This window comes from Streptomyces sp. NPDC001714 (genome assembly GCF_042892755.1).
Taxonomy (GTDB): domain Bacteria; phylum Actinomycetota; class Actinomycetes; order Streptomycetales; family Streptomycetaceae; genus Streptomyces.
In genome coordinates, this window is the sequence record NZ_JBIAUL010000011.1 from 167,064 (window position 1) to 192,362 (window position 25,299).

General features: G+C 72.0%; 19 protein-coding genes and 1 pseudogene. 8 read left to right on the forward strand and 12 right to left on the reverse strand.

Annotation, left to right across the window (positions count from 1 at the left end; translation table 11 throughout):
* Window positions 1-22: 22 nt before the first annotated feature.
* Genes ACFY0P_RS27820 through ACFY0P_RS27840 form a run of 5 tightly spaced genes read right to left on the reverse strand, consistent with a single transcriptional unit; the run spans window position 23 to window position 6,398 of the window.
* Complete coding sequence (locus tag ACFY0P_RS27820; protein WP_388918589.1) at window positions 23-2,041, reverse strand: endo-beta-N-acetylglucosaminidase; 2,019 nt, start codon at window positions 2,039-2,041, stop codon at window positions 23-25.
* Window positions 2,038-3,285, reverse strand: a complete 1,248-nt coding sequence (locus tag ACFY0P_RS27825; protein WP_388918592.1) for a glycosyl hydrolase — start codon at window positions 3,283-3,285, stop codon at window positions 2,038-2,040. Before ACFY0P_RS27825 ends, ACFY0P_RS27820 begins: the two co-directional genes overlap by 4 nt.
* A 29-nt stretch (window positions 3,286-3,314) precedes the next feature.
* Window positions 3,315-4,214 carry a carbohydrate ABC transporter permease gene (locus ACFY0P_RS27830; protein WP_388918595.1) on the reverse strand — a complete coding sequence of 300 codons (900 nt, stop codon included), beginning with the start codon at window positions 4,212-4,214 and terminating at the stop codon, window positions 3,315-3,317.
* The gene (locus tag ACFY0P_RS27835) at window positions 4,211-5,098 is read right to left on the reverse strand and encodes a carbohydrate ABC transporter permease (RefSeq protein WP_388918598.1); all 888 of its coding nucleotides are present in this window, start codon (window positions 5,096-5,098) and stop codon (window positions 4,211-4,213) included. The genes ACFY0P_RS27830 and ACFY0P_RS27835 overlap by 4 nt, the downstream gene beginning before the upstream one ends.
* A 7-nt stretch (window positions 5,099-5,105) precedes the next feature.
* Window positions 5,106-6,398 carry an ABC transporter substrate-binding protein gene (locus ACFY0P_RS27840; protein WP_388918601.1) on the reverse strand — a complete coding sequence of 431 codons (1,293 nt, stop codon included), beginning with the start codon at window positions 6,396-6,398 and terminating at the stop codon, window positions 5,106-5,108.
* Window positions 6,399-6,662: 264 nt separating this feature from the next.
* On the opposite strand from ACFY0P_RS27840, the gene ACFY0P_RS27845 reads away from it, so the two are divergent.
* From ACFY0P_RS27845 to ACFY0P_RS27855, 3 genes are read left to right on the forward strand one after another with little or no spacing between them, the layout of a single operon-like run.
* On the forward strand, window positions 6,663-7,688 hold the full coding sequence (locus ACFY0P_RS27845) for a LacI family DNA-binding transcriptional regulator (RefSeq protein ID WP_388919059.1): 1,026 nt from the start codon (window positions 6,663-6,665) through the stop codon (window positions 7,686-7,688).
* Between the two features lie 21 nt (window positions 7,689-7,709).
* On the forward strand, window positions 7,710-8,054 hold the full coding sequence (locus ACFY0P_RS27850) for a CU044_2847 family protein (RefSeq protein ID WP_388918604.1): 345 nt from the start codon (window positions 7,710-7,712) through the stop codon (window positions 8,052-8,054).
* Window positions 8,055-8,056: 2 nt separating this feature from the next.
* Window positions 8,057-12,766, forward strand: coding sequence for a trypsin-like peptidase domain-containing protein (locus ACFY0P_RS27855; protein WP_388918607.1), 4,710 nt, complete (start codon window positions 8,057-8,059; stop codon window positions 12,764-12,766).
* On the opposite strand, the gene ACFY0P_RS27860 is transcribed toward ACFY0P_RS27855, so the two are convergent.
* A complete protein-coding gene (locus ACFY0P_RS27860; protein WP_388918610.1) occupies window positions 12,695-13,210 on the reverse strand; it encodes a glycoside hydrolase family 20 zincin-like fold domain-containing protein in 516 nt (171 codons plus the stop codon). The two genes, ACFY0P_RS27855 and ACFY0P_RS27860, sit on opposite strands and share 72 nt — an antisense overlap.
* Window positions 13,203-15,452: pseudogene (locus ACFY0P_RS27865) on the reverse strand (alpha-L-fucosidase). The gene ACFY0P_RS27860 and the pseudogene ACFY0P_RS27865 overlap by 8 nt, the downstream one beginning before the upstream one ends.
* 256 nt (window positions 15,453-15,708) lie before the next feature.
* Between ACFY0P_RS27865 and ACFY0P_RS27870 the strand changes: the two are divergent.
* The gene (locus ACFY0P_RS27870) at window positions 15,709-17,052 is read left to right on the forward strand and encodes an amidase (RefSeq protein ID WP_388918612.1); all 1,344 of its coding nucleotides are present in this window, start codon (window positions 15,709-15,711) and stop codon (window positions 17,050-17,052) included.
* Here the strand turns inward: ACFY0P_RS27870 and ACFY0P_RS27875 are convergent.
* Window positions 17,049-17,627, reverse strand: a complete 579-nt coding sequence (locus ACFY0P_RS27875; RefSeq protein ID WP_388918615.1) for a TetR family transcriptional regulator — start codon at window positions 17,625-17,627, stop codon at window positions 17,049-17,051. The genes ACFY0P_RS27870 and ACFY0P_RS27875 overlap by 4 nt on opposite strands.
* Window positions 17,628-17,729: 102 nt before the next feature.
* Between ACFY0P_RS27875 and ACFY0P_RS27880 the strand changes: the two genes are divergently transcribed.
* Both ACFY0P_RS27880 and ACFY0P_RS27885 read left to right on the forward strand, forming a co-directional pair.
* Window positions 17,730-18,713: an aldo/keto reductase gene (locus tag ACFY0P_RS27880; RefSeq protein WP_388918618.1), complete on the forward strand. Its 984-nt coding sequence runs from the start codon at window positions 17,730-17,732 to the stop codon at window positions 18,711-18,713.
* Between the two features lie 60 nt (window positions 18,714-18,773).
* The gene (locus tag ACFY0P_RS27885; RefSeq protein ID WP_388918621.1) at window positions 18,774-19,730 is read left to right on the forward strand and encodes an SDR family NAD(P)-dependent oxidoreductase; all 957 of its coding nucleotides are present in this window, start codon (window positions 18,774-18,776) and stop codon (window positions 19,728-19,730) included.
* Window positions 19,731-19,755: 25 nt separating this feature from the next.
* Here ACFY0P_RS27885 and ACFY0P_RS27890 read toward each other — a convergent pair whose 3' ends face one another.
* Window positions 19,756-20,238, reverse strand: a complete 483-nt coding sequence (locus ACFY0P_RS27890) for a GNAT family N-acetyltransferase (RefSeq protein ID WP_388918624.1) — start codon at window positions 20,236-20,238, stop codon at window positions 19,756-19,758.
* A 58-nt stretch (window positions 20,239-20,296) separates the two neighbouring features.
* Window positions 20,297-20,470 (reverse strand): hypothetical protein, encoded by a 174-nt coding sequence (locus ACFY0P_RS27895; RefSeq protein WP_189267454.1) that lies wholly within the window; start codon window positions 20,468-20,470, stop codon window positions 20,297-20,299.
* 484 nt (window positions 20,471-20,954) lie between these two features.
* Here ACFY0P_RS27895 and ACFY0P_RS27900 point away from each other — a divergent pair, with 484 nt between their 5' ends.
* Both ACFY0P_RS27900 and ACFY0P_RS27905 read left to right on the forward strand, forming a co-directional pair.
* Window positions 20,955-21,332 (forward strand): hypothetical protein, encoded by a 378-nt coding sequence (locus tag ACFY0P_RS27900; RefSeq protein ID WP_388918628.1) that lies wholly within the window; start codon window positions 20,955-20,957, stop codon window positions 21,330-21,332.
* 25 nt (window positions 21,333-21,357) lie between these two features.
* Window positions 21,358-22,128, forward strand: a complete 771-nt coding sequence (locus ACFY0P_RS27905; RefSeq protein ID WP_388918631.1) for an SDR family oxidoreductase — start codon at window positions 21,358-21,360, stop codon at window positions 22,126-22,128.
* Window positions 22,129-22,297: 169 nt separating this feature from the next.
* On the opposite strand, the gene ACFY0P_RS27910 is transcribed toward ACFY0P_RS27905, so the two are convergent.
* Both ACFY0P_RS27910 and ACFY0P_RS27915 read right to left on the reverse strand, forming a co-directional pair.
* A complete protein-coding gene (locus ACFY0P_RS27910; protein ID WP_388918634.1) occupies window positions 22,298-23,824 on the reverse strand; it encodes an SDR family NAD(P)-dependent oxidoreductase in 1,527 nt (508 codons plus the stop codon).
* 103 nt (window positions 23,825-23,927) lie between these two features.
* Window positions 23,928-25,259, reverse strand: coding sequence for a wax ester/triacylglycerol synthase family O-acyltransferase (locus ACFY0P_RS27915; RefSeq protein WP_388918637.1), 1,332 nt, complete (start codon window positions 25,257-25,259; stop codon window positions 23,928-23,930).
* Window positions 25,260-25,299: the final 40 nt, after the last annotated feature.

The following is a 25,299-nucleotide window of genomic DNA, read 5'->3' on the forward strand; positions in this document are numbered from 1 at the left end:
TGCTCCGTTGGTTGGTTACCGGTTACCAGGTGTGCGTGACGGTCACGGGGTCCGACGAGGTGTACAGCTCCCCTACCGCGCGCACTTCGAACCGTGCCGTCGTCTCGCCCTGCTCCGGCTGGAGAGCGGTCAGGAAATAGGCCCGCTGGCCGGTGGCGCCGAGGAAGCGCCGGGTGCCGTCGGGGAGGAGGCGGTGGAGGGTGTAGTGGCGCACGGCGCCGGGGGCCGCGCCCCAGGCGAGGCGCAGGTTTCCGCCGTCGGCCGCGGTGATCTGCGGGTCGGCGGGAGCGGCGGGAGCGGCGGGGGTGTTCGTCCCCTCCCGTACGGCGATTCCGCCGAGCCGCCACCGGACCGGCCCGTCGGTCGCCGTGAGGCGGACACCGAGGGCGTGGACCGTTCCGGAGAGACCGGTGAGCGGGACGGTCGCGGTCGACCAGCCGTCGCCCGACTCCACCGGCAGATAGGTGTACGGCGGTGCCGCGCCGGCGCTGCCCGGCTCGGCGGTGGCGATGGCCAGCTCGACGTCCACGCTCCCAGCGTCGGTCCGGTACGTCAGCTCGACAACCGTCTGTGCGGTGATCTGCAACTGGGTCGCGTACAGGTCCAGCACCACGGGCTGGTCCAGGGCCCCGTCCACCAGGACGCTGCTGCCGCCGCGCCAGGCGTCGGCGAAGTCGAAGGTCACGGTCGGCCGGGTGCCGGCCGTCCGTACCGCCCAGCGCCGGGACGGGAGCCGGTCCTGCAGGCCGAGGTGGTTCCAGGCCGTGTCCGAGGTGACCTCGCCCTCCTCGTACCAGCGCAGCCCGTGCCCGGTGTTGAAGACGCTCGCGAACGGCACCGCCGACACCGTCGACCGGTCCGCCACCGACACGGCCGGCGCCCGCCATGGGTCCGTGCCGTCGGGTCGGGACGGGTCCAGTGACCGCCCGGTCCAGAACCGGTCGTCGGCGGCGTGGAAGTCGCCGGGAGTACGGCTCGCGGGCAGGTGGTTGCGGGTCCACTCGGGCCGGTAGAAGCCGACGGACGTGAGGTGCGCCGAGCCGCTGGGCACCATCGCGTCCCAGTTCACGGAGGTGTTGGAGCCGTTGGACTCGACATCCACTCCGGCCCACAACGCGTAGCGGCTGCGTCCGAGTTGCACCGCCTTCGTGCCCGACGACGCGAGGGTCGAGGCGCTCCACCGGAAGTCGACGAACATGTCGTCGGCGGCCTGGAAGAACGCCTGGTTCTGGCTGTTCAGCGCGCCCTGCCAGCTGACCGTGCCGTTGACGGTCATCGCGTCGTACCAGGTGACCCGCTGTCCCCGGGCCGCCGCGAGGGACCTGAGCTCGGTGACGAAGCCGAGCATGGCGGTGCCGAGGGCGGTGTTGCCGCCGCTGGTCTCGGCGTTCACGAACCAGCCGTCGAAGCCGTAGGCGGCGGCCAGGGCGACGAGTCGGGCCGCAAGGGGGTAGTGGCCGGTGGCGTCGGTCTGGACCAGGTCGCGGGTCCACTGGAGCTGGCCGCCGTAGGCGGTGGGCGGCAGGAAGATGTTGCCGAGGACGGGTACGCCGTGCCGGTGGGCCGCGTCGACGATCGGCGCGTTCGGGGCGAGGATCAGCCCCTCGCCCGCCGAGCCGCCCCAGAAGACCAGTTCGTCGAGGTAGGCCCAGTGTGTGAGGGCGTAGTAGTCGGCGGTGGCCGAGCCCTGGGAGGGGTTGCCGGACGTCGGTCCGAAGGACACCAGCGTCTGGATGCGTGCCTGCCCGGAGCGGGCGGTGGTGTTGGCGGGGGTCGGGGTGAAGCGGGCGGCGAGCGGCACGGAGGCCGCGTTGAAGGCGAGGTCGGTGTCGCCGGCCGCCGTCCAGGTCTTCAGGCTGCGCCAGGTGATGCCGGTGCCCGGGCTGCCGGAGGGGAACGAGTCCGGGTAGAAGTAGGAGGCGTACGGCGGGGTGGCCGTGGTGGCGGCCTCGCCGGCCTGCTGGGTGGCGGCCGTGGCGGGGGTGGGTAAAAAGGCGGCCGCGGTGGCGGCGATGAGGACGGTGCGTCTGCTGGGGTTCACGAGCGGGTGTCTCCTTGTGGGGTGGGGAGTACCTGGTCGGGTGTGACGACTTCGGTGATGCCGCGCGCGGTGAGATGGTCCCGGTCGGCCGCGCGGGTGTCGAGGACGGTGGTGGGGCGGGCACCGTCGGCGGCGAGCCGGAACCAGGCGTCGAAGACGGGTCCGCCGGGGGCGTTCAGGGTGCGCAGGGCCGGGTCGGCGGGCACGACGAGTGCGGTGCCGCGCGTCCGCGCCGCCGCGGGCTCGGCCGCCGCGAGGACGTGGGCGATGTCCTTGGGCTTGCGGTCGTTGGTCAGCAGGCCGAGCCCGTATTCGAGTTCGGGGAAGTCGGCGAGGCTCCGGCTGACGTCGTGGGAGCACCACCAGGTGATGCCCCACAGGTCGGGGCAGTCCAGGACGGCGGTGATCGTCGCCTCGGCGAAGGCGGCCGCGTGCTCGGCGGGGATCAGCGGCGCGGGCGCGCCCACTTCCTGGAGCCAGACGGGCCGGTGCGCGTCCTGCGCCCAGGCCTTGCTCAACTCGACCAGGTAGGCCGCGTGTTGCTCGGTCTGGAGGGCGGTGCGGCCGTGCCGCTGTGCGGTGCCGTCGAACACCCAGGAGTGCACGGCGGTGACCGCGCCGAGGCGGGCGGAGTGGTCGGGGGTGAAGGGCTGGTCGTCCTGGTACCAGGCGGCGTCGTAGGAGGCGTGCAGGTGCAGCCTGTCGGGGGCGCCCTCGGCACAGGCGGTCAGCAGCCGTACGAGCCACTGTTCCGCGTCCGCTTCGCTGATCCGGTCCGGATCGGGGTGCGGTCCTGCGGCGAACTGGTTGACCTCGTTGCCGATGGTCATCCCGATGAAGTTGGGCCGGTCCGCGAGGGCCGCAGCGAGGGTGCGCAGGTAGGCGGCCTCGCCCTCGACGACCTGCGGGTCGGTGAAGAGGTTGCGCCGGTGCCAGGTGCGGGTCCAGGCGGGCAGGAAGTCGAAGCTGCTCAGGTGCCCTTGCAGGCCGTCGACGTTGACGTCCAGGCCGCGCTCGGCCGCCGCGTCGGCGAGGGCGACGAGCTGCTCCACCGCACGGGGGCGGATCAGGGTGCGGTCGGGCTGGAAGTAGGGCCACAACGGGAAGACCCGGATGTGGTCGAGTCCCAGTGCGGCGATCGAGTCGAGGTCGGCGCGCACCGGGTCCAGGTCGAAGTCGAGCCAGTGATGGAACCACCCTTCACTGGGGGTGTAGTTGACGCCGAAGCGCACGGCAGGAGGCATGCGTGTTCCTTGCTGGCGATTGACGGGGGTCAGCCCTTGACGGCTCCCTCGCCGACGCCCCGGAAGAAGTACCTCTGGAGGCAGGCGAACAGGGCGATGAGCGGGGCCACGGCGATCACGGTGCCGGCGGCGACGAGGCGCTCGTCGTTGGCGAAGGTGCCGTGCAGGTAGTTGAGGCCGATGGTGAGCGTGAACCTGGAGGGGTCGCTGAGCACGATGAGGGGCCACAGGAAGTCGTCCCAGGCGCCCATGAAGGCGAAGATCGCGACGACGGCGACGGTGCCCCTGACCGAGGGCAGGGCGATCCGCAGGAACCGCTGCCAGACGTCGGCGCCGTCGACGTAGGCCGCTTCCTCGATCTCGTACGGCAGGTTGAGGAAGGCGTTGCGCATCAGCAGCACGTTCATGGCGCCGATCGAGCCCGGCAGGACGACGCCGATCAGGGTGTTGTTGAGGCCGAGTTCGCGCATGGTGGTGAACTGGGCGATGATGATGCCCTCCACCGGCACGAGCATCGCGAGGATGAAGGCCAGGGTGGCGATACGGCGGCCCCGGTAGCGCAGCCGGGCCAGGGCGTACCCGGCGAGTGCCGAGCCTACGCAGTTGGTGACCACGCTCGCGCTCGCGACCTTCAGGGAGTTGAGGGCGTAGTCCCACACGGGGATGGTGTCGGCGACCCGCCGGTAGTTGTGCAGCGTGGGGTGTTGCGGCACGAAGCTGGGCGGCGAGCTGAAGATGTCCTCGGTCGGTCCCTTGAGCGAGGTGGACAGCTGCCACAGGAACGGGCCGACGGTGACGGCCAGGACGAACAGCAACAGGGCGTAGCGCAGGGCCAGTTCACCGATCCGGATGCGGCGGCCGTGTTCGTCGGTGACGCGCGCCTCCTTCGCCGGAGGCACGGTCCGCACGCGTTCCTCGGTGACGGTCATGTCCGCTCCCTCCGGTCGGCGCGCAGCACGAGGAGCATCAGCGCCACCGTCACCACGAAGACGACGACGGAGAGCGCCGAGGCGTAGCCGACCCGGCCGGTCAGTCCGGTGCCGGTCTGCTGGACGAGCATCACGAGGGTGGTGTCCTCGCCGGCCGGGCCGCCGTCCGGTCCGGCCAGCAGGTAGACCTCGGAGAACGTCTTGAAGGCGGCGACCGAGGAGAGCGCGGCGACCAGCACCATGGTGGAGCGGACCGCGGGCACGGTGACGGCGAGGAAGCGGCGGACGGCTCCGGCGCCGTCCACGGCGGCGGCCTCGTGCAGTTCGCGCGGCACGTCGGCGAGCGCCGCCAGATAGATGATCATGTAGTAGCCGAGGCCCTTCCAGACCGTGACCGCCATCGCGCTCAGCAGGAGCAGCCACTGGTCGCTGAGGAAGCCGACCCGGCCGATCCCGACGGTCTCGAGGAGCGAGTTGACCAGACCGCGTTCGTCGAGGAGCCACACCCAGATGAGGCCGACCACGACGACCGAGGCGACGACCGGGGTGTAGAAGGCGGACCGGAAGAAGGTGATGCCGGGGATGTTCTTCTGCACCAGCAGGGCGAGCAGCAGCGGCAGGACGACGAGGGCGGGCACCACCCCGACGATGTACAGGGTGCTGTTGCGCAGGCCGGTCCAGAACATGTCGTCGTGGATCAGCTCGCGGAAGTTGGCGAGGCCGACGAAGCGGCCCGGGACCAGGGTGCGGCGGTCCGTGAAGGAGTTGACCACCGTCGAGACGAAGGGGTAGAGCACGAAGGCGCCGACGACCAGCAGCCCGGGGGCGGCGAACAGCCAGGGGCTGGTGGGAAGTTGGCGCCGCACGCGAGTCACGCCGGCCATCGGGTCCTCAGCCCTCCTGCTGGAGCAGGCGGTCGCAGGCCTTGACAGCGTTGTCGAGGGCCGCCTTGGGGCTCTCCTTGCCCTGCAGCGTCCTGGCGACCTCGTTGCGCAGCGCGGTCTTCATCTGGTCGCTGAACAGGACCGGCGTGTAGTTGACCGCGTTCTTCAGCGACTTGGCGGCGGCGATGCGCACCCGGGTCTCGTCGGTGCCGTCCTCCTTGGTGAAGTACGGGTCGTCGAGGGAGCCGGCGGTGCTCGGGAAGATGGCGACCTTCCTTGCGAAGGACATCTGGTTCTGCGCGTCGGTCACGAAGTGCGCGAAGGCGACGGCGGCCGCCGTGTGCCTGGTCCTGGAGTTGACCATCACGCCCATCACGTACATGTTGACGTGGCCGGTGCTGGTGATCTGGTCGGTGATGCCGATGTTCTTGTACAGGTTCGGCGCCTGCTTCTTGAAGTTGTCCAGGTCGAGCGCGCTGCCGGGGTTCATGGCGACGGCCCCGGTGAGGAACTTCTTGCCGGTGGACTCGGGGGTGGCGGTCAGTGCCTGCGGGTCGAGCGCCTTGGCGTCGTACAACTCCTTGTACTTGGTGAGCAGTTCGACGCCCTTCGCGTCGTTGAAGGCGAAGCCGGTCCCCGCCTTGTTCATCAGCTGCGAGCCGTACCGCCCGAAGTCCTCGATCGTCGGCACGTTGGCGAGGGTGGCGACCTTGCCACCGCTCTGCTGCGCCATCTTCAGCGCGTCGGCGAAGAGTTGGTCGTACGTCTTCGGCGGCTGCTCCGGATCGAGTCCGGCCTGTTCGAACAGCGTCTTGTTGTAGAAGAGCGGCCCGGTGTTCAGGTACCAGGGGAAGGCGTACGTCCCGCTCGTCCCCGGTATCTGATGGCTGGCCCAGGCGCCTGCCAGGTACTCGGACCTGTACTTGGCCGCCGCCTTGTCGAGGTCGAGGGCGAGGCCCGCCTTGGCGAGCGGGGCGACCAGGTCCGGGGAGACGTTGACGACGTCGGGGAGGGTGCCGCCGGCCGCGTCCGCGCTGATCTTGTCGGCGTAGCCCTCGGCCGGCTGGTCGATCCACTTCACGTGGGTGCCGGGGTACTTCTTCTCGAAGTCCGCGACCAGGCCGTCGAAGTACGACTTGAAGTTCGCGCGCAGGTTCCAGGTCTGGAAGGTGATGTCACCCTCGACCTTGCCCGAGGCGTCGGTGGAACCGCCGTCGTCTCCGCCGGAACCGCAGGCGCTCAGCGGCAGGGCGAGGACGGCGGCAGCGGCGAGGGCGAAGGCTCTGCGGGAGATGCGCATGGTCCGTTGCTCCTTTGCGGCGGGGTCGGCCGGAGGTGCCGCGCCAGACCTTGCACGCCGTTTTGGCACCACGTCAATGGATTCGGCGCAGCTAAAGTCATTAGTGACTCAAAACCCCTGCTCAGAAAGGTGTTACGAACGTATTGCCACGGATCGCTAATGCGCTTTAGGGTATGGCCACTCAAGCGCATTAGCAGGTCACGGTCCCGAGGCGAATGAGGAAGTGAGTTGGCGGAGAAACGCGTCCCCGCGCGCCGGCCGACGATGAAGGACATCGCGCGCCGCGCCGGCGTCTCCGAGAGCGCGGTCTCCTTCGCGCTCAACGGCCGCCCCGGGGTCTCCGAGACGACCAGGGCCCGGGTCCAGCGGGTCGCCGAGCAGCTCGGCTGGCGTCCCAGCACGGCCGCCCGCGCCCTCTCCGGCGAGGGCGCGGCCACCGTCGGCTTCGTCCTCGCCCGTCCCGCGCACTCGCTGGGCGTGGACTCCTTCTTCCTCCAACTGGTCTCGGGCATCCAGGAGGTGCTCGCCGAACGCCATCTCGGTCTGCTCTTCCAGATGGCGGAGGACGTGGCCGACGAGTGCGCGGTCTACCGCCGCTGGTGGGCGGAGCACCGCGTCGACGGCGTCCTGGTCGTCGACCCGCGCGCCGACGACCCCCGCCCCGACCTGCTCGACGAACTGGGCCTGCCCGCCGTGGTGATCGGCGGCGCCCCCGACGAACGCCACCCCGAACTCTCCACGGTCTGGGCGGACGACGCGGCCGCGATGGCGTCGGTGGTCGACGAGCTGACCGGTCTCGGCCACCGGCGCATCGTGCACATCGCCGGCCTGCCCGGCCTCGCGCACACCGAGCGCCGGATCCGCACCCTGCGCGCCGAGGCCGACCGCCGCGGCCTGTCCGAGGTCCACTCGGTCACCACCGACTACTCCGACGCCGAGGGCGCGGCCGTCACCCGCCGCGTCCTGCGCGCGACCCCGCCCCCGACGGCCCTGATCTACGACAACGACGTGATGGCGGTGGCCGGCGTCGCGGCCGCGGCGGAACTCGGCTACTCGGTCCCCGCCGACGTCTCCGTCGTCTCCTGGGAGGACTCGGCCCTGTGCCGCATGGTCAAGCCCTGGCTCTCCGCCCTCTCCCGCGACAGCGCGGAGTTCGGCCGCACGGCGGCCCGCGAGCTGACCGCCCTGCTGGACGGCGGCTCGGCCCGGGCGGTACGGGTGCCGGTGCCCCGGCTGACGGTACGGGGCAGCACGGGGGCGGCCGCTCGCTACGATGAGCCGTCTACCTGAGGTCTGTTACGGGGGAAGCCAGTGGACGAGGGCACGCGGACGACGGTCCCGGTCGACATCGAGGGCCAGACGATCCTGATGTCGGTGGCTCCCGGCGAAGGCGTGCCGGCACTCGCCCTGGGCGAGGAACAGGAGATCGGCTGGCGCCGCCCCAGTCTCGACCCGGTCCTCGACGGCCTCACGGCGGTGGCCCGCGCGATGGGCACGCGGCTCCGGGAGACGGGAGCGTCGAAGGCGACGGTCGAATTCGGGTGCGACGTCTCCTTCGACACCGGGCAGTTCCTGGCGGTCGTGGGCAGGGCGTCGTCCAGGTCCGCGTGGAAGGTGACCTTGGAGTGGACCGCCGAGGAGGTCCGGGGAGCGTAGCCGTGGACGGCTGGAGGAGGCTGCTGGAGTCGGCGACCGTCGCACTGGACCTGCCCGGTGGGCATGCGGGGGGTACCGGGTTCGTGATCGCGCCCGGGGTCGTGGTGACGTGCGCGCACGTGGTGACCGGGGCCGACGAAGTGCGGGGACGCATCGGGACCGGGGCGGAGTTCACACTGACGGTGACCGACGAGGACCGGCACCGGGCCGACAACGGACTCGACGTGGCCTTCCTGCGGTGCGACGCCGGGACGCCGTACGTGCTCACCTCCCCGGCCACCGCCCTGGGCGACCGGCTCCGGGCCTACGGTCACCCCAAGGGCCACTACCGTGCGGGCCAGTGGGCCGCACTTGAGTACCAGGGCGACTCCCGCCTCGCGTTCGAGGACCCGATGGCCATGCCCCGGGGCTACGGCACCCCGGTCGGCGAGGGTTTCAGCGGCAGCCCGGTGGTGAACGAACGCACCGGCGCGGTCTGCGGGATGCTCGCGCGCTCCGACAAGGCCGGCAGCGCCCACATGGTCCCGATCGGCGAGATCCTGACCCGCTGTGCCGTGCCGCCGGCGCCGGTCACCTGGCTGGAGACGCTCACGGACGGCCAGGTACGGGCGGGAGGCCACCGGTATCCGGCCGCGCAGCTGCGGGACTACCTGGAGGCGGCACGCGAGGCCGCCGACGAGCACCCGTACGCCGCCCTGCTCACGGACGCGGGGGACGTGCCCCTGTCGGCGGTGTACGTCCGTCAGGAAGCCTCACACACCGAGGACCGGACCGCCGCCGACGGCCCCCGCGGCCGCCGTCCGTCCGGACGTGACGGCGCCGCCGCCGCCGAGAGCGTGCTCACCGCACATCGCCACGTCCTGTTCACCGGCGGGGCCGGCAGCGGCAAGTCGAGCCTGCTGCGCCGCCTCGCGTTCACGGCGGCCACCGCCTGGCTCGACGACCCCGGACAGGCCCCCTCGTACATCCCGGTCCTGGTCACCGCCGACCAGCTCGTGGACCGCCCGCTGCCCGAGGCCCTGGCGAACGCGCTGGCCCGCGACCTGCCCGGGCTGCGCCGCTCCCCCGTGCCGGAACTCTTCGAGTCCGCGCCCATGCCGTCCGTCGACTGGCTGGTCTGCGTCGACGGACTCGACGAGGTGCTCGACCCGGAGGACCGCAGCCGGGTCATCCGGATGATCCAGCGCTGGGCACGGGAACCCCATCTGCGGTTCGTGGTGGCGAGCCGGTCGCTGGTGACCGCGGAGATGAGCCGGCTGGACGAGCTGGAGCGCTACGCTCTGCTCGAATTCGACCACGCCGAGGTCGGAGAACTCGTCCGTACCTGGTTCACGGCGCTCCGCGTCGAGGACGCCCGGACGCGGGCGGACGCGCTCACCGAGGCCCTGCGTCAGGGCCGGCTCGCGGAGGTGGCGCGCAATCCGCTCTACCTGACGATGATCTGCGCGGTCGCCGCCGTACGGGACCTGCCCCGCAACCCCGCCGAGCTGTACGCCCGGTTCATCGGCATCCTCCGTGAGAAGGGGGCCCAGCGCCTCCGGCGCAGCGACCCGGGCCCGCACGGCATCACCCCGGACCTGCTGGAGCGGGTCTACGACGTGCTGCACCCCGTGGCCGAACTGCGCCAGAGCGGAGACGCGCGCCCCCTGCTCGACCAGGCGGCGGAGCTGCTGGCCGAGTACACCCCGCCGGAGACCGTGCTGCGCGCCCTCACCTTCACCGGCCTGATCCGGCAGCGCGGCGGCGCCCTCTACTTCCTCCACCACACCATCCAGGAGTATCTGGCCGGGCACGCCCTCGCCGACCGCCTCAACCCCAAGGATCCCGAGGCCCTGCGGACGGTCCGCGGGGCGATCGCGGCCGAACGCCCCAACCTGGTGCTGTTCATGGCCGCCCGCTGGCACGAACAGGGCATGCCCATCGCCGAGTTCCTGCGCACCGTCGTGGACGGCGGCGGCTGGCGCGACCTGCTGCTGTGCGCCACGATCCTCAGCGACGAACTGGTCACGGACGAGGAACTGACGGCGCGTTTCACAGGAGCCGTGCTCAAGCTGTACGACAGCGGAGTCCACGTCGGTGACATCCAGCCGGAAGCGGTGCTGGACCGCTTGTACGCGGTGCTCGCCCCGTCCGGCCTGGTCGCTGTCGTCGGCGATCCCGGTGTGGCGCACCGGGCACGGGTCGATGCACTGCGGCACCTGGTGGCGCGGCACACCGAAGGGGCCGCGGCGCTGGCCACCGCCCTGGCGGACGACCCGGACCTCCCGGCGGACGTCCGGGTCGACGCGGCGGAACTGCTGGCGTCGGCGGGCGACCACCGGGGGGCGTGCCGTCGTCTCACGGCCCTGGCCGAGGATTCCGGTCATGTGCCCGCGACCCGGCAGAAGGCGGCCGTCGCCCTGCTCGCACTGGACACGGCAGCCGGAACGGCCTCGCTCGCGACGCTGCTGCGCACGGTGGACTTCCCCCGCCTGCACGTGAACGACAACCTGGGTTCCTGGTGGACCGGCTCGTCCGAAGCGACTCTCTCCGTCCTGGCCGACGCGCTGGCCGACAACCCGGCGCTGGCGGACGATCCGCACATGCTCCGGGTGCTGCGGGGCATTCTGCTGACCCCGGTCGCACCGCAGGCTCTCACCGCGCTGTGTTCGGATCCCGCCGTGCCCCTGTACCTGCGGCACTGGGCGACCAAGCACCTGACCGACATGGAGACGAGACGTCTCGTGTCCACACAGGTCGTCGAAGATCCCCGCTCGCCCGAGGGTGCCGTCTCCTACGCGGTGGGCTTCGTCGACGACGTGGCTCTCGTCGAGCGCACGGCACGGGACGGGCGCCTGCCCGACCACGACCGGTGGGAGGCGGTCACCCGGCTGGTCCGGGTCGATCAGCCGGCCCTGGCGCTGGACTGCCTGAACGGTCTTCGGGCCGACCGCTGGAATGTGGGCCGGTGTGTGGAACTTCTCCGGGAGGTCGGGGAACCGGTCCGCGCCCGGCACCTGCTGGCGGAGGTGTTCGAGGATCCTCGGCTCCCCGTCGGGGAGCGTGTCGAACATGTCTCCGCACTCATCGCTCTGGGCGCCTCGAAGTCGCTGCGTTCCCCCCTGGTGGACCTCGCGGTGGACCCCGGGATCGGAGCCGCCGACCGGCTGGAGGCGGCGGAGGCGATGGAGGAGCTGGATCCGGCCGCCGCCGCGGAGCTCGTCAGCGGCATCGCGGCGGACGATGGGCTTCCCGGCGGTGCCCGGTTGGACGCGGCGACCATGCTGCTGAACTCCGGCGAACGGGGCACCGCTTCGACACTGCTGCGCCGTGTCGCCGAGGACCGGCGGGTGGGTATGCGGTACCGCATCGAGGCCCTGGAGAAGCTGGCCGAGGTCGACCTGCGCGCCGCGTCCGAGACCCTGCATCGCGTTCTCGACGAGGCCGGGCTGCCGGACGAGCACCTGTGGCGGCTGCTGTCCCTGGCCGACGCCATGACTCCGGAGGTGATCCTTCGCAGACGCCTGTACGCGATGCTCGACGACGAGACCGTCCCCACGGACTCCTTCCTCGACTTCGACGTCAACTGGGAGTTCGACGACGCCGAAGTGGTGCCGCTGCTCCGGCGTGCCCTGTGCGCGGTCGCGGAGGATCCTGCGGCAGCTCCGTCGGCTCGCGCCCGGGCCTGCGAGAAGCTGCTCGGACTGGTTCCGTATCCCCGGTGGAAGACCCTGATGGCCGGGGTCTCCCCGGACCGGATGCACTGTCTGGGTCTCCACCTGGCTCTCGGCGGTCACAGCAACTACGTGCACCACCCCGATCTCCTCCAGGCCCAGTCGTTCGTCGGCCAGGAGGAGAGCGTCGACGCTCCGGCGGGCGCCCTCGCCGGAGTCGATCCCCGCGAAGCCGCGGCGTACTGGCTCGAGTCGCTGGCCCTGCGCCGCCCGGAAGCGGTCACACAGCTCGGCGAACTGTGGCTGCTGGTGCACACCGAGGCCGAATCCGACCAGGTCCGGGAACACCTGCTGGCCTGGGCGCGGGACGCCGAGGCGCCGCTCGCGGAGCGGATCGCGGCGGCCCGGGTGGCCGCCGGGAATCCGGCCGACGACTGGTATCCCCTGGCCGCCGACGCCGCCGTCCCGCCCGAACTCCGCGTGGCGGTGTGCGAGCGCCTCCCGGCGAGCGGCGCGTTCAACCGCGTCCCCCTCACCCGTGCCCTGGCCGCGGACACGGCCCACCCGGTCGGGGTGCGCGCCCAGGCCGCCGCCCTCCTCACCAAGGATCTGGGGGACGAGGGGCGCCGGATCCTCCTCGGCCTCTCCCACCCAGGCACCACGGATGCCGAGGCCCATCTCGCCGCCGCGTCAGCCTGGGGGGAGCTGGGCATCGGCTGCGAGGCGGAGTCCGCCTGCCTCAGGGTGCTGGACGACGGGCAGGCCGGCGCCCAGCACCGGGTGCGCGCGGCCGGCGAGCTCATGCGCTGGCGCACGGCGCGTGACGTGGCCAGGCGGACCCTGAGATCGGTGCTCGGTGCTTCGAACGCCCCGGTCCCGGTACGCATCGACGCGGCCCAGCGACTGCTCGCCGCCCACGCGACCGCCGATGCCCACCTGGGTCTCCTGCGACTGGCCTGCGAACCCGCGCCGACGCCCGCGGAGTTGTCACGTATCGAGGCCCTGCTGCCGCTCGACCTGCGGGCTCATGTCGGTGGTGTCGTCCGGTCGGACGGCTGACCGGTACAGCCCGAACTCCGCAAGCCGTGGCTCCGCCCGCGCCCCGGTGATCCGGGCCCGCCAGCGCCTGGCCCGTACCGGCGGCGCGAGTTCGTGGCCCTCGGTGCCCAGCGTGGACCGCGCCGACGGGCGGACGTCGATGACGACGTCACCGGGGCGGGAAGCGGCGCCCGTGGCGACCGGGACCACGCCGTGTCCCGCCGCGCGGAGGTCGTCGGCGAGGGTGTCGGCGACCCTGCGCCCGGCCGCGTCCGAGGCGACGAGACGCGTACCGGAGCCGAACGCGTAACTCCCTTGTGCCGAAGTCCAGTCGGTGAGTGCGGGTACGGTGACGGGGGTGGCCGTCCGCTGCTCCTGCGTCACCGCCGAGGTCGGTGCCGCCGGCAGGGTCAGCACTGCCGCGGTTCCGAGGAGCCGCAGCAGCCTCTGCCCGACCTCACGCATGCCACTCCACCTTGAACACCCACACGTGCCGGCCCGCCCTGCGGGCCGCCTCGGGCACGTCGATCACCAGGGCACCGTTGGAGACCGTCCAGGTCAGGGGCCTGCCATGGCCGAGCATGGTGACCTTGTCGCCGACGCGTATCGGCACCGGTGCCTCGACGGTGAGCCTGGCGCCCGGCCGGGTCAGGGAGTGGATGTAGAAGGCCTCGTCCGGGCGGACCGTGAACCGGAGGTCGTCGCCGAGCTGGGCCATGCGCGACCAGTAGGTGGTGGCGTAGATCGCCTCGCCGTTGACGGCGAGCCAGGCGCCCGTCTCGCGCAGCCGGGTCTGCATGATCTCCGGGATGGTGCCGTCGGCGCGCGGGCCGATGTCCAGGAGGAAGTTGCCGTTCTTGGAGACGATGTCGACCAGGCTGTGCACGACCTCCTCGGCGGTCATGTAGGCGTCGTCCGGGGTCTCCCGGTTGTAGCCGTAACTGCGGGGGTCGAGGCCCCGGCTGGCCTCCCACTTGGCGACGACGGTGTCGGCGTACGTCGTGTACTCGGGCGTCGTGTAGTCGTGGAAGCCGATGCCCGAGCGGTCGTTGACGGTCACGTCGACGGGGCGCGCCCGGTCCTTGGCGTGGTTGAAGAACTCGGCGAGGACATGGACGCTGTCGTTGGCGCCGCCGATGTCGCATGTACGGCAGCGGATCCAGGGTGTACGGGTTACGCGGGGCGTGGCCCGCCCACGAGGCTCCCGAAGCATAACTCCTGGGCAGGCAGGCTTCTTTGGCGTAGGTGACCACGATCGAGTGAACGGTGCGACGGCCCACGATGCGACACGCCAGGAGGTGTGTAACGTGTCCCTTGCGACCTGGGACGCCGGGTGTGGCGTCAGCAGTCGGGGCCCCCGTTCCACCAGCGAGATGGTTCGGGGCCTCCCCGTCGCCTCTGGCCACGTCCACATGGCCAGGTCGCAAGGGAATCCGCCCACTTGGCACGGACCGCACACGTGATGTGCGTCGCCGACCAGGACGCGAAAGCGGACGACCAGTGCACCCAGGACCGTTCGGGGTGCGCCGGTGCACCAGGTCCCAGTCCTGGTCGCCGCCAAGGAACGGTTGAACCACTCGGGCATCGAGCTGGTGCGCAGTGGTTAATGGTGCTGCATTTCGCTGCACCAGAGCAGTACGGGGCCTGGTGGCCCCTGAGTGAGTCGTCGGCGGCCGGGAGCGGGACACTCGGTGCACCAGCTTCCGGCCGGTGACGACAACGGGCGTGTTCCACCCGCAGTTGACCGCCTCACCATCCTGCGCGGTACCCGTACGGTTATGGATAACGACGCGGACGCGTGCCTGCTCACCGGGGTCGAGGCGGCGGATGCGGGCGGGCTCGACGGTGCGGGCGCCGGGGACGTCGACGCGTACGGACACCGTGTCGGCCGCCAGGATCGCGACGGTGCCCGCGTTGACGACGGTGGCCTCGACGCTCTGGGCGCCGGTGGCGTCGAGCAGGGAACTGGTGGACCGGGTGTCGAGCAGGGCCAGCGCCCGCCGCTGGGCGACAGGCTGGAGGGAGAGCGCGAAGACGTGCAGGGCGGTCTTGCCGGCCTCCGCCGGACCGGTGACCGGCAGGGTCAGGGCGACGGCCTCGCGCTGCGGGTCGATCCACCCTCTGAGGTGCCGATCCCGACCCTGTGCCCGTCCTTGCCGCCGTCCGGCTGGTAGCGGTACGGCGCCGACAGGGACCCGCCCACCGAGTACCAGTCGCCGCCGCTCAGGCCGCCGGTGCTGGTCGTGCCGTCGGCGTAGTGGACGGTTGCCGTGCCGGAGGCGTTGCCGTAGCTGCCGGCGGTGAGGAAGAGGGCCGAAAGGTAGCGGCCCTTGGGGAGATCGAGGCGCTGGCCGAGCGCGACAACGTTGTTCTTGGCGCCCGCCGTGGCGGCCGGGAAGTCGAAGGGGATGCCGTCGACCTCGACCCGTCCGGCCGGGAGTTCCTCGCCCGGGAACGTGTAGCCGGAGCCGTCGAAGTCACCGCCCCGGGCGGCGGCGGTGTCGATGCCATCGTTGTCATAGAGGGAGTCGAGCGGTACGGGAATCGGATCGGGGACGGGCACCCAGGGCGACGAGGCCCCCGCTTCGGCCTGCTCATCGGCCGTCCCGGCGGCATGCGCCTCGGTCGGCACGGCGAAGGGCAGGGCGGCCGCCGCGGCGGCGCCCGCCGCGATCCCCAGGACCTGACGTCTCGGACAAGGAGACATGCTCATTGCGCGGCTCCATTCATCGGATGTCTGATGATTGAGCGGGCTCAGAAGCCTGTCAATGGGGCGTGCTCCAGCAGGAGTTGAACCAGTGGTCGGATGATCCGCGGGACGAGTGCCGACACCGACTCTCGGTTCGTGGCGCATCGACTCGGCATCACCAGCAGCCGGGACCCTCGACGTGGGGCCCGCGGCCGGGCAGAGTGCCCTTTCGTACCGACGAGTAAGCCGCCTTCCCACACCCCGAGGAGCGCCCGTGACCGACTGGGCCGGCCGGACGGCCGCCGAGACAGCCGCCGCCGTACGCGAGAAGCGGGCCACTCCGCGGGAGGTGGTCGCCGGGTATCTGGAGCGGATCGCCCGGCTCGACGGGCGGATCGGCGCGTTCCGCAAGGTCCGGGCGGACGCGGCGCTGGCGGAGGCGGACGAGGTCGCGGCCCGCGCCGACCTCGCCGAACTCCCCCTTGCCGGGGTGCCGTTGGCGGTGAAGGACAATCTGGCGGTGCGCGGCGAGGCGCACCTGGACGGTTCGGCCGCGATGCCGGACACGCCCGCCGACGCGGACCATGTCACCGTGGCACGGCTGCGGGCGGCGGGCGCGGTGGTCATCGGGCTGACCAACGTGCCCGAGCTGTGTGTCTTCGGCACCACCGAGGGGGCCCACGGCATCACCCGCAACCCGTGGGACACCCGGCGCAGCGCGGGCGGCTCCTCGGGCGGCAGCGCGGCCGCGGTCGCCGCCGGGCTGGCGCCGATCGCCCTCGGCAACGACGGCATGGGCTCGCTGCGGATCCCCGCGGCCAACTGCGGTCTGGTCACCATCAAGCCGGGGTTCGGCGTGGTGCCGGCCGGGATCGGCAACGGCGACTGGTTCGGCATGTCGGAGAACGGGCCGCTGGCGACCACCGTGGAGGACGTCCGGCTGGTGCTCTCGGTGCTGGCGGAGAGGGAGTTCGGGAGTGCCGGGCAGCGCACGCCGCGGAGGATCGCCGTATCGCTGCGCAGCCCGCTGGTCGGGGTGACCGTGAGCAAACCGTATACGAACGCGGTGACGGAGGCGGCCGGGCTGCTGTCGGGCACCGGGCACGAGGTGCGGCGCGCCGAGCCGCCGTACCCGGCGTCGATCGGTGTCACCGCGATCCGGCACTGGACCGCCGGGACGGCCGTGGACGCGGCCGGCCTGGACCCCGCCCTGCTGGCCCGGCGGACCCGGGTGCACGCGGCCATCGGGCGCCGCTTCCTGCGCGGGGTCCAGGTGGGCGACTCCCGCGAGCGGCTGCGCGCCCGGCTCACCCGGTTCTTCACCGAGTACGACGTGCTGCTCACCCCGGCCCTGGCCCGCCACGCCCCGAAGGCCGGCCCCTGGCACGAGCGGGGCTGGCTGCGCAACGCCCTGGCCGGGTCCAACCACTCCCCCCTGACCCCGGCCTGGAACCTCACCGGCTGGCCGGCGATGTCGGTCCCGTTCGGCACACTGCCCTCGGGCGCCCCCTGCGCCGTACAGCTGGTGGGCAGGCCGGGGTCGGAGGCGGTCCTGCTGGAGGTGGCCCAGCAGCTCGAGACGCTGCGGCCGTGGCAGCGGACGGCGCCGCTCGACTAGGACCTGGGCTCGCTCATCCGGCGGGCCGCCTCCACGACCGCCGCGCGGTGCAGGGCCAGCCGCTCCTCGGGCCAGGACTCGCCGACCTCCTTGGGGTCGACGCCCTCGGCGGCCCAGAACCAGGCCTGGGCCGCCGCCAGCACCATGGTCAGGAGGTCGCCGGGGGCCATGGCCGGGTCGAGGTCGCCGCGCTGCTGCGCCTCGGCCACGAGGGCGGCCTTGTTCCGGAACGCGTCCTGTTCGAGTCCGGTGGCGGAGGGGCGCTCCAGCAGCTTCCACAGCCGTAGGCGCATCAGGTCCGGCCGTGCCACGAGGTGGTCGAAGATCGCGCCGGCGTATCCGGGCAGGTCCTCGACGTCGAACGGCACGGACTCGGCGCCCGCCGTCATCGCCCGGGTCAGCACCTCGTCGAAGAGCTGCTCCTTGTTGCCGAAATAGACGTAGATCAACCGCTTGTTGGCCCCCGCGGTCTCGGCGATCCGGTCCACCCGGGCACCGGCGATGCCGTACGCGGCGAATTCGCTGAAGGCCGCGTCGAGCAGCCGGGCCTTGGTGGCACTGGAATCCCGTGACATGACCACTACCCTACCAAGTAACTATCTAGTTATTGACATGACAGCGAGGCAGGACCTACGGTCCAGGTATCTATCCAGTTAGTTATGGAATCGAGGAACCTCATGGAACAGCGCGCACTGGGCGGCCAGGGCCTGACCGTAGGTGTCCAGGGCCTCGGCCTCATGGGCATGAGCGCCTTCTACGGCGCCACCGACGAGACCGAGTCGCTGGCCACCGTCGACCGGGCGCTGGAGCTCGGCGTCACCCTGCTCGACACCGCCGAGAGCTACGGCCCCTTCGTGAACGAGCAGCTGCTCGGCAGGGCGCTGGCCGGGCGCCGGGAGTCCGCGGTGGTCGCGACCAAGACGGGGGTGGAGATCACCGACGACGGCCAGGTGGCCGGCCTGAACGGCACGCCGGAGTATGTGCGCCACGCCCTGGACCGGTCGCTGCGCCACCTCGGCACCGACCACGTCGACCTCTACTACCTGCACCGCATCGACCCCCAGGTGCCGATCGAGGACACCGTCGGCGCCCTGGCCGAGCTGGTCGCCGCGGGCAAGATCCGGCACATCGGCCTCTCCGAGGCCTCCGCGCAGACCATCCGGCGCGCCCACGCCGTCCACCCGGTCACCGCCCTGCAGATCGAGTACTCCCTCTTCGAGCGCGGCATCGAGCACAACGGCGTCCTGGACACCCTCAGGGAGCTGAACATCGGCCTGGTCGCCTACTCCCCGCTGGGGCGCGGCTTCCTCTCCGGCGCGATCACCAGCCCGGACGACTTCGCCGCGGACGACTGGCGCCGCACCGACCCGCGCTTCCAGGGCGAGAACTTCCGGCGCAACCTCGACGTGGTCAGCGAGGTGCGCCGGCTCGCCGCCGACAAGGGCGTCACACCCTCCCAGCTGGCGCTCGCCTGGGTCCAGCACCAGGGCGCGGTCGCCATTCCCGGCACCAAGCGCCGCCGCTACCTGGAGGAGAACATCGCCGCGACCGGCATCGCCCTCACCGCGGACGACCTCGCCGCCATCGAGGCGGTCGCCCCGCACGGCGTGGTCACCGGCGAGCGCTACGCACCCGAGTTCATGGGGACCTTGAACGGCTGAGCACCCACGAGGTGACCGTCGAGGTCACACCCCCCACGCACACATCCACAGGAGACCCCCATGTCCGTACCCCACACTCCCGGCACCTTCGGCGCCACCACCACCGCCGCCGAGGTCATCGACGGCGTCGACCTGCACGGCCGCCGGGCCGTGGTGACCGGAGCCAGTTCCGGAATCGGTGTGGAGACGGCCCGCGCGCTCGCCTCGGCCGGCGCCGACGTCACCCTGGCCGTCCGTGACACCGAGGCGGGCGACCGCGTGGTGGCCCGCCTGGAAGCCGAACTCCCCTGCGAATCCGGTGAGTTGACCGTGGGGCGGCTCGACCTTGCCGACCGGTCGACCGTCGCGGCCTTCGTGGCCGACTGGCAGGGCCCGCTGCACATCCTCGTCAACAACGCCGGCGTGATGGCCCCGACAGAGGTCACCCGCACCCCCGACGGGCACGAGCAGCAGTTCGGCGTCAACCACCTGGGCCACTTCGCCCTCACCACCGGCCTCCACCGGGCGCTGGCGGCGGCGGACGGCGCCCGGATCGTCTCGGTCAGCTCCACCGGCCACCTCTTCTCCCCCGTCGTCTTCGACGACCTGGACTACCGGTTCCGCCCCTACGACCCGTGGACCTCCTACGGCCAGTCGAAGACCGCGAACATCCTGTTCGCCGTCGCCGCCGCCGAGCGCTGGGCCGACGACGGCATCACGGCCAACGCCCTGATGCCGGGCAACATCGCCGACACCAACCTGGCCCGGCACATGGACCTGAAGCAGGTCGAGGAGTTCATCGAGTCGGGCGCCATCGCCCTGCCGCCGCAGAAGACCGTGGAGCAGGGCGCCGCGACCTCGGTGCTGCTGGCCGGCTCGCCGACCGTGGCGGGCGTCAGCGGCCGCTACTTCGAGGACTGCGCGGAGGCCGGGCCGGTGACCGAGCGGGCCGGTGCCGTCGGCGGGGTCGCGCCGTACGCCCTGGACCGGGACAACGCGGCCCGGCTGTGGCGGGTGTCCGAGGCGCTGATCGGCTAGGACTCCGAGGCGCGGCGCGGCCGGGTCACAGGGCGCGGTACATGATGTGCAGGCCGACCGGACCGTGCCTGGGGTGGTCGAAGGCCCGCGGGACGGTGCCGAGGATGGTGAAGCCCAGGGAGGTCCACAGGGCCACGGCCGGGTTGGTCTCGACGACTGCGTTGAAGACCATCGCCCGGTAGCCGTGTGCCCGGGCCTCGGCGAGGACGTGCTCGGCGAGTGCGCGCCCGATGCCCCGGCCGCCCTGGTCGGGATCGACCATGAAGCCGGCGTTGGCGACGCCTGCGGCGGGTCCCCCGTAGTTGGGGGTCAGGTAGGCGGAGCCGACCACGGCTCCGGTGGGATCCTCGGCGACGTAGACACGTTTCGCCGGGCTCATCCACAGCGTGCGGGCCGCCTGCTCCGAGGTGTCGGGGTCCCAGCCGTAGGTCTCGGCGGCGGCGACGATCCGGTGCCAGAAGGGCCAGATCTGCGGCCAGTCGGCCGCGGCGGCTTCTCTGATCAGCATGGGCGTGAGTCTCGCACGCCCATGCGCGTCGGCGATCGCGGCGGGACTGACCGGCCGGTCAGTCCACGCTCGGCAGGATGTGGGGCTCGGCGAGATCCTCCTCGTAACCCGCGAGGCGGATCGGGGCGGACCGGGCCCACACGTCGAGGCTGCCGAGCTGTCCGGGCCGGCTGCCCGCGCGCTCCGTGCGTTCCTTGGGGCGCTGCTCGCGATTCGTCTTCTCAGGTGTCACCGCGCACTCCTTTTGTGTCGGTCACCCTCGGGGCGTACCGGACAGTCTGCATTCCGGTGCTTGGCGCCCGCTTGGGTCTGGATTGAAGGCCAGTTCGGACGCGGTGGCGCCGGTAACTCAGAAGAGAGCAGGCCGTTGTCGACCGGCTTGTCCCGGGACGGACCGTGGGTGTGGGTGGGACCCCTTGTTGCTGTCCGTCCCCTACAGATTAACCAAATGAGCAGGGGTCCGCTCGATAGGGAGTGCAAACAAGGTGTAACTATCGCGAGTCACTCCGCATTTTGACGACCCTGAAATGTACCTGTTCGTAACATGATGCCCCGTTTACGGCCAGTCCGCTCGACCTGCGCGCGCGAACACATCTTCGAAGGAGCAGGCTCCGCTCCCCTCACAGGCTGCGCAGTTCAGGTTGCGTTGGCCGGGTCGAAAACTCGACATGATCCGATGGCGCAGGACAACGGCTGTCTCGCGGAAGGACTGACGCATGGAGCTGCGCAGCGTCGAGGAGCTGATGGATCTGCTGTACGCCTGCCGGCACCAGCGCGCACTGCGCACCGCGGCACTACTGCGCCGCAGCCGCCCCGCCGACAAGGAACTCCAGGTGGCAGGCCTGGTGCACGGCATCGAGGAACTGCTCGGCCCCGCCGACGGCGCCGCGCACGCGGTACGCCACCTCCTCGGGGAACGCGTCTACCATCTCGTCCGCGGGGACGGCGCCGCCACCCACGACGACGTACTGCGACTGCGCCAGGCCGACGAGGAGAGCCGCACCGCAGGCTTCGACGCGGGCGTCCTGGAAGACTGGCGGACCGTCCTGGAACTGGTCGCCACCCGCAACTCCCGTCTGGGGGCTGTCGACTGACGTTCCGTCATGAGACGGTACGGCGATGACGTCATCGTACGGGCCGTCGTACGGGCTCCGGGGCCGGGCGGCCGTCGTCACCGGCGGCACCCGCGGGATCGGGCGCGCGGTCGCCGAGGCGCTCGCGGCGGCCGGCGCGCTGGTGTGCGTGAGCGCGCGGGACCCGGAGGAGGTACGGCGCACGGCCGCCGAGCTGGGCGGGATCGGTCTGGCCGGCAGCGTCGCCGAGCCGGAGCACGCCCGGGAGCTGACCCGGCTGGCGCTGACCGAGTTCGGACGGCTGGACATCCTCGTCAACAACGCGGCGACCAACCGCCCGTACGGCCCGCTCATGGACGCCGACCTGGGCCTGTGGCGGGAGGCGTTCACGGTCAACGTGGAGGCCCCGCTGCGGCTGACGCAGTGCGCGTGGCGCGGCTGGATGCGGGAGCACGGCGGCTCGGTGATCAACATCTGCACGGAGGGCGCGGCCCACGTCGGCCCCCACGTGGGCGCGTACGGCACCAGCAAGGCGGCGCTGCTGCACCTCGCCCAGCAGCTGGCGGGGGAACTGGCACCCCGGGTCCGGGTGAACTCGGTGTCGCCGGGGCTGGTGCGCACGGAGATGGCCCGCTTCATGTGGGAGCCGCGGGAGGCCGAGATCGCCGCGGGACTGCCGATGGGGCGGATCGGCGAGCCGGAGGACGTGGCGGGCGCGGTGCTGTGGCTGGCCTCGGACGCGGCGGAGTGGGTGACGGGAGCGGACCTGGTGGTGGACGGCGGTACCCGGGTACGGGCGGCGCACACGGCAACCTAGGCGCGACCGGCACCATCTCTCGACGCCGCAGGCGCAACCCCCCAGGGGCACTGGGGGTACCCCCGGCCGAAGGCCGGGGGAGGAACTGCGCGACCAGCCCTCACCCACCCGCACCCATCCCACAACCGCCCGCCCCCACCGGCCGGACCACCGGAGGATCAGGCCGGGCTCACCACTTGCCCGGCTCGTAGTCCTTCAGGAAGACCCCGTACACGTCGTCGCCCTCCTCACCGCGCACGATCGGGTCGTAGACCCGGGCCGCGCCGTCGATCAGGTCGAGGGGGGCGTGGAAGCCCTCCTCGGCCAGCCGCAGCTTGTCGAAGTGCGGTCGCTCGTCGGTGATCCACCCCGTGTCGACGGAGGTCATGAGGATGCCGTCGGTCTGGAACATCTCCGTCGCGCTGGTCCGCGTGACCATGTTCATGGCGGCCTTGGCCGCGTTGGTGTTGGGGTGCCCGGCGCCCTTGTAACCGCGGCCGAAGACGCCCTCCATCGCCGACACGTTGACCACGTACGACCGGCCGCGCGCCGCCTTCTTCGCGGCCTCGGCCATGGCCGGCCGGAGCGCGCTGATCAGGATGAACGGCGACGTGTAGTTGCAGAGCTGGGTCTCCAGGAGCTCCACCGGGGAGATCTGGTCGATGGTCTGCACCCAGGTGTTGGTGTCGACGACGTCGGGGACGAGGCCGCCCGCGTCGATGGCGGTGCCGTCGAGGTGCCGGGCCACACTCGCGTTGCCCGCGACGAGGGCGAGGTCGGCGACCTGCTGCGCGTCCAGGCCGCTGGTGCCGAGGGGCAGCGCGGCGAGGCCGTCGACGGCGCCGGAGTTGAAGGCGCCGATGACCTGGTGGGCGGGGAGCTCACCGGCGGGCAGCGGGGCGCTCTCGCCCTCGACCAGGGCCGCGTACGCCGACGGCAGCCGGCGTACGGTCTGCGTCGCGTTGTTGATCAGGATGTCGAGCGGGCCCGCCGCGCCGACCTGCTCCGCGAGGGCGACGGCCTGCGCCGGGTCGCGCAGGTCGATGCCGACGACCTCCAGGCGGTGCAGCCAGTCCGCCGAGTCCTCCATCGCCTTGAACCGGCGGATGGCGTCCTTCGGGAAGCGCGTGGTGATCGTCGTGTGGGCGCCGTCGCGCAGCAGCCGCAGCGCGATGTACATGCCGATCTTGGCGCGGCCGCCGGTGAGCAGGGCGCGCTTGCCGGTCAGGTCGGCGCGGGCGTCGCGCTTGGCGCGGTTCAGCCGGGCGCAGTCCGGACAGAGCTGGTGGTAGAAGTAGTCGACCTCGACGTAGCGGGTCTTGCAGGTGTAGCAGGAGCGCGGGCGCTGGAGTATGCCCGCGACCCTGCCCTCCTCGGTCCGGGAGGAGGGCAGCAGGCCCTCGGTCTCGTCGTCGATGCGCTGGGCGGAGCCGGTCGCGGTGGCCTCGGTGACCGCCTTGTCGTGGGCGGTCTTGGCGGCCCGGCGCTCCTGGCGGCGGCGCTGCTTGACCGTGCGGTAGATGCCGGCCGTGGCCCGGCGCACCGCGATGGCGTCCGGGTGGTCGACCTCCAGCTCATCCAGTTCGGCGAGCACGCCGAGGCAGACGGCGAGCCGCTCGGGGTCGATGCCGGGGCCGTGGACCACGGCCTCGTCCACGGCCTCGTCCACGGCCCGCACCGCGTTCTCGGCCGCCGGGCCGTCCTGTGTCACCGTCATCGCGCTGCCGCTTCCCTGATCCACCAGCGGCGCTCCGACTCGCGCCTGCTTTCGAACCGGGAATTTTACGGAGCGCCGGGCAATACCTCCAAACCCGGCCGGATCATGGATCGCAGACCGCGATCAGCGAGTCCACCTCGTCGGTGACCGCGCGGGCCAGCACGTCGAGGTCGGGGACGGCGCTCGCGTCGGCGACCAGGCCGTAGTGGACGTGGTTGCGGTAGGTGGAGATGGCGACCGCCAGGGACTGGCCGGGCGCGAGCGGGGCCAGCGGGTAGACGGCGGTGAGCGGGTGACCTCCGAGGCGCAGGCCGACGCCTGGCAGCGGCACGCTCGTGACCAGGATGTCGAACCAGAGCCGGGCGGCCTGGCCGACGAGCGGCCCGCCGAGCCGGTGCCCGAGCGCGGGCACGTGGTCGGCGAGCAGGGCGACGGCACCGGCGCCCCGGTTGGGGCCGGCGTCCTTGTTGCGCACCATCGCCGTGCGGACGCGGTCGAGGCGGGCGAGCGGGTCGGGGTTGTCGACCGGAAGCCGTATCAGGTACCCGGAGAGCCGGTTGCCCTGGGGGGCCGCGGTGCGCGGCCGGCGCTTGGAGACGGGGATCAGGGCACGCGGGGCGACGCCCTCGGTGCCGTCGCCGCGCTCGTCCAGCCAGCGGCGCAGGGCGCCGGCGACGACGGCGATCAGGACGTCGTTGACGGTGCCGCCGACGGCCTTGCGGACGCGGTGCACGTCGTCGATGTCGAGGTCGACCCCGGCGATGCTCCGGGTGCCGGTGGGCTCGGACCTCAGCGCGGCCGAGGAGCTCACCCCGAGGGCGGACAGGGCGACGGAGGCGCCGATGTCGAGGGCCCGGCCCACGTCGGAGAGGGCGCCGCGCACCAGCTCGGGCAGCCTGCGCACGTCGGGCAGCGCCAGCATCGGGCGCGGCGGCTCGATCGAGCGGGGGGCGCGCACGGGCAGGTCGAGCGGGTCCATGACGCCGGCGGCCAGCTTGAGGGCGCGCAGCCCGTCGGCGAGGGCGTGGTGGAACTTGAACAGCACCGCGAAGGACACCCCGTCCTCGCCGGGCAGCACATGCGCCTCCCACGGCGGCCGGCCGCGCTCCAGCGGACGCTCCATCAGCCGGCCGGCGACGGTCTGGAAGTCGGCGGTCGGGGCGTGCAGCCGGACGTGGTTCAGCGGATCGAAGTCCGGGTCGGTCTCGCGGGCGGCGCTGCCGAACGCGAACGGCTGCCAGACGTCTCTGATGCGCATGCGCAGTCCGGGCACGGCGGCGGCCCGGCCCGCCAGCAGGTCGGCGGCGTGCGCGCCGGCGGTCGGCGAGTGCGCCGAGAAGACGCCCAGCGCGCCGAGGTGCATCGGGTGTTGTTCGGACTCGATGTTCCAGAACGCCAGATCGAGCGGGGCGAGCAGGTCAGCAGTCGCAGTCATCAAAAAGGGTGCCTCGCGTTGACGGAGGGTGGATCAGCAG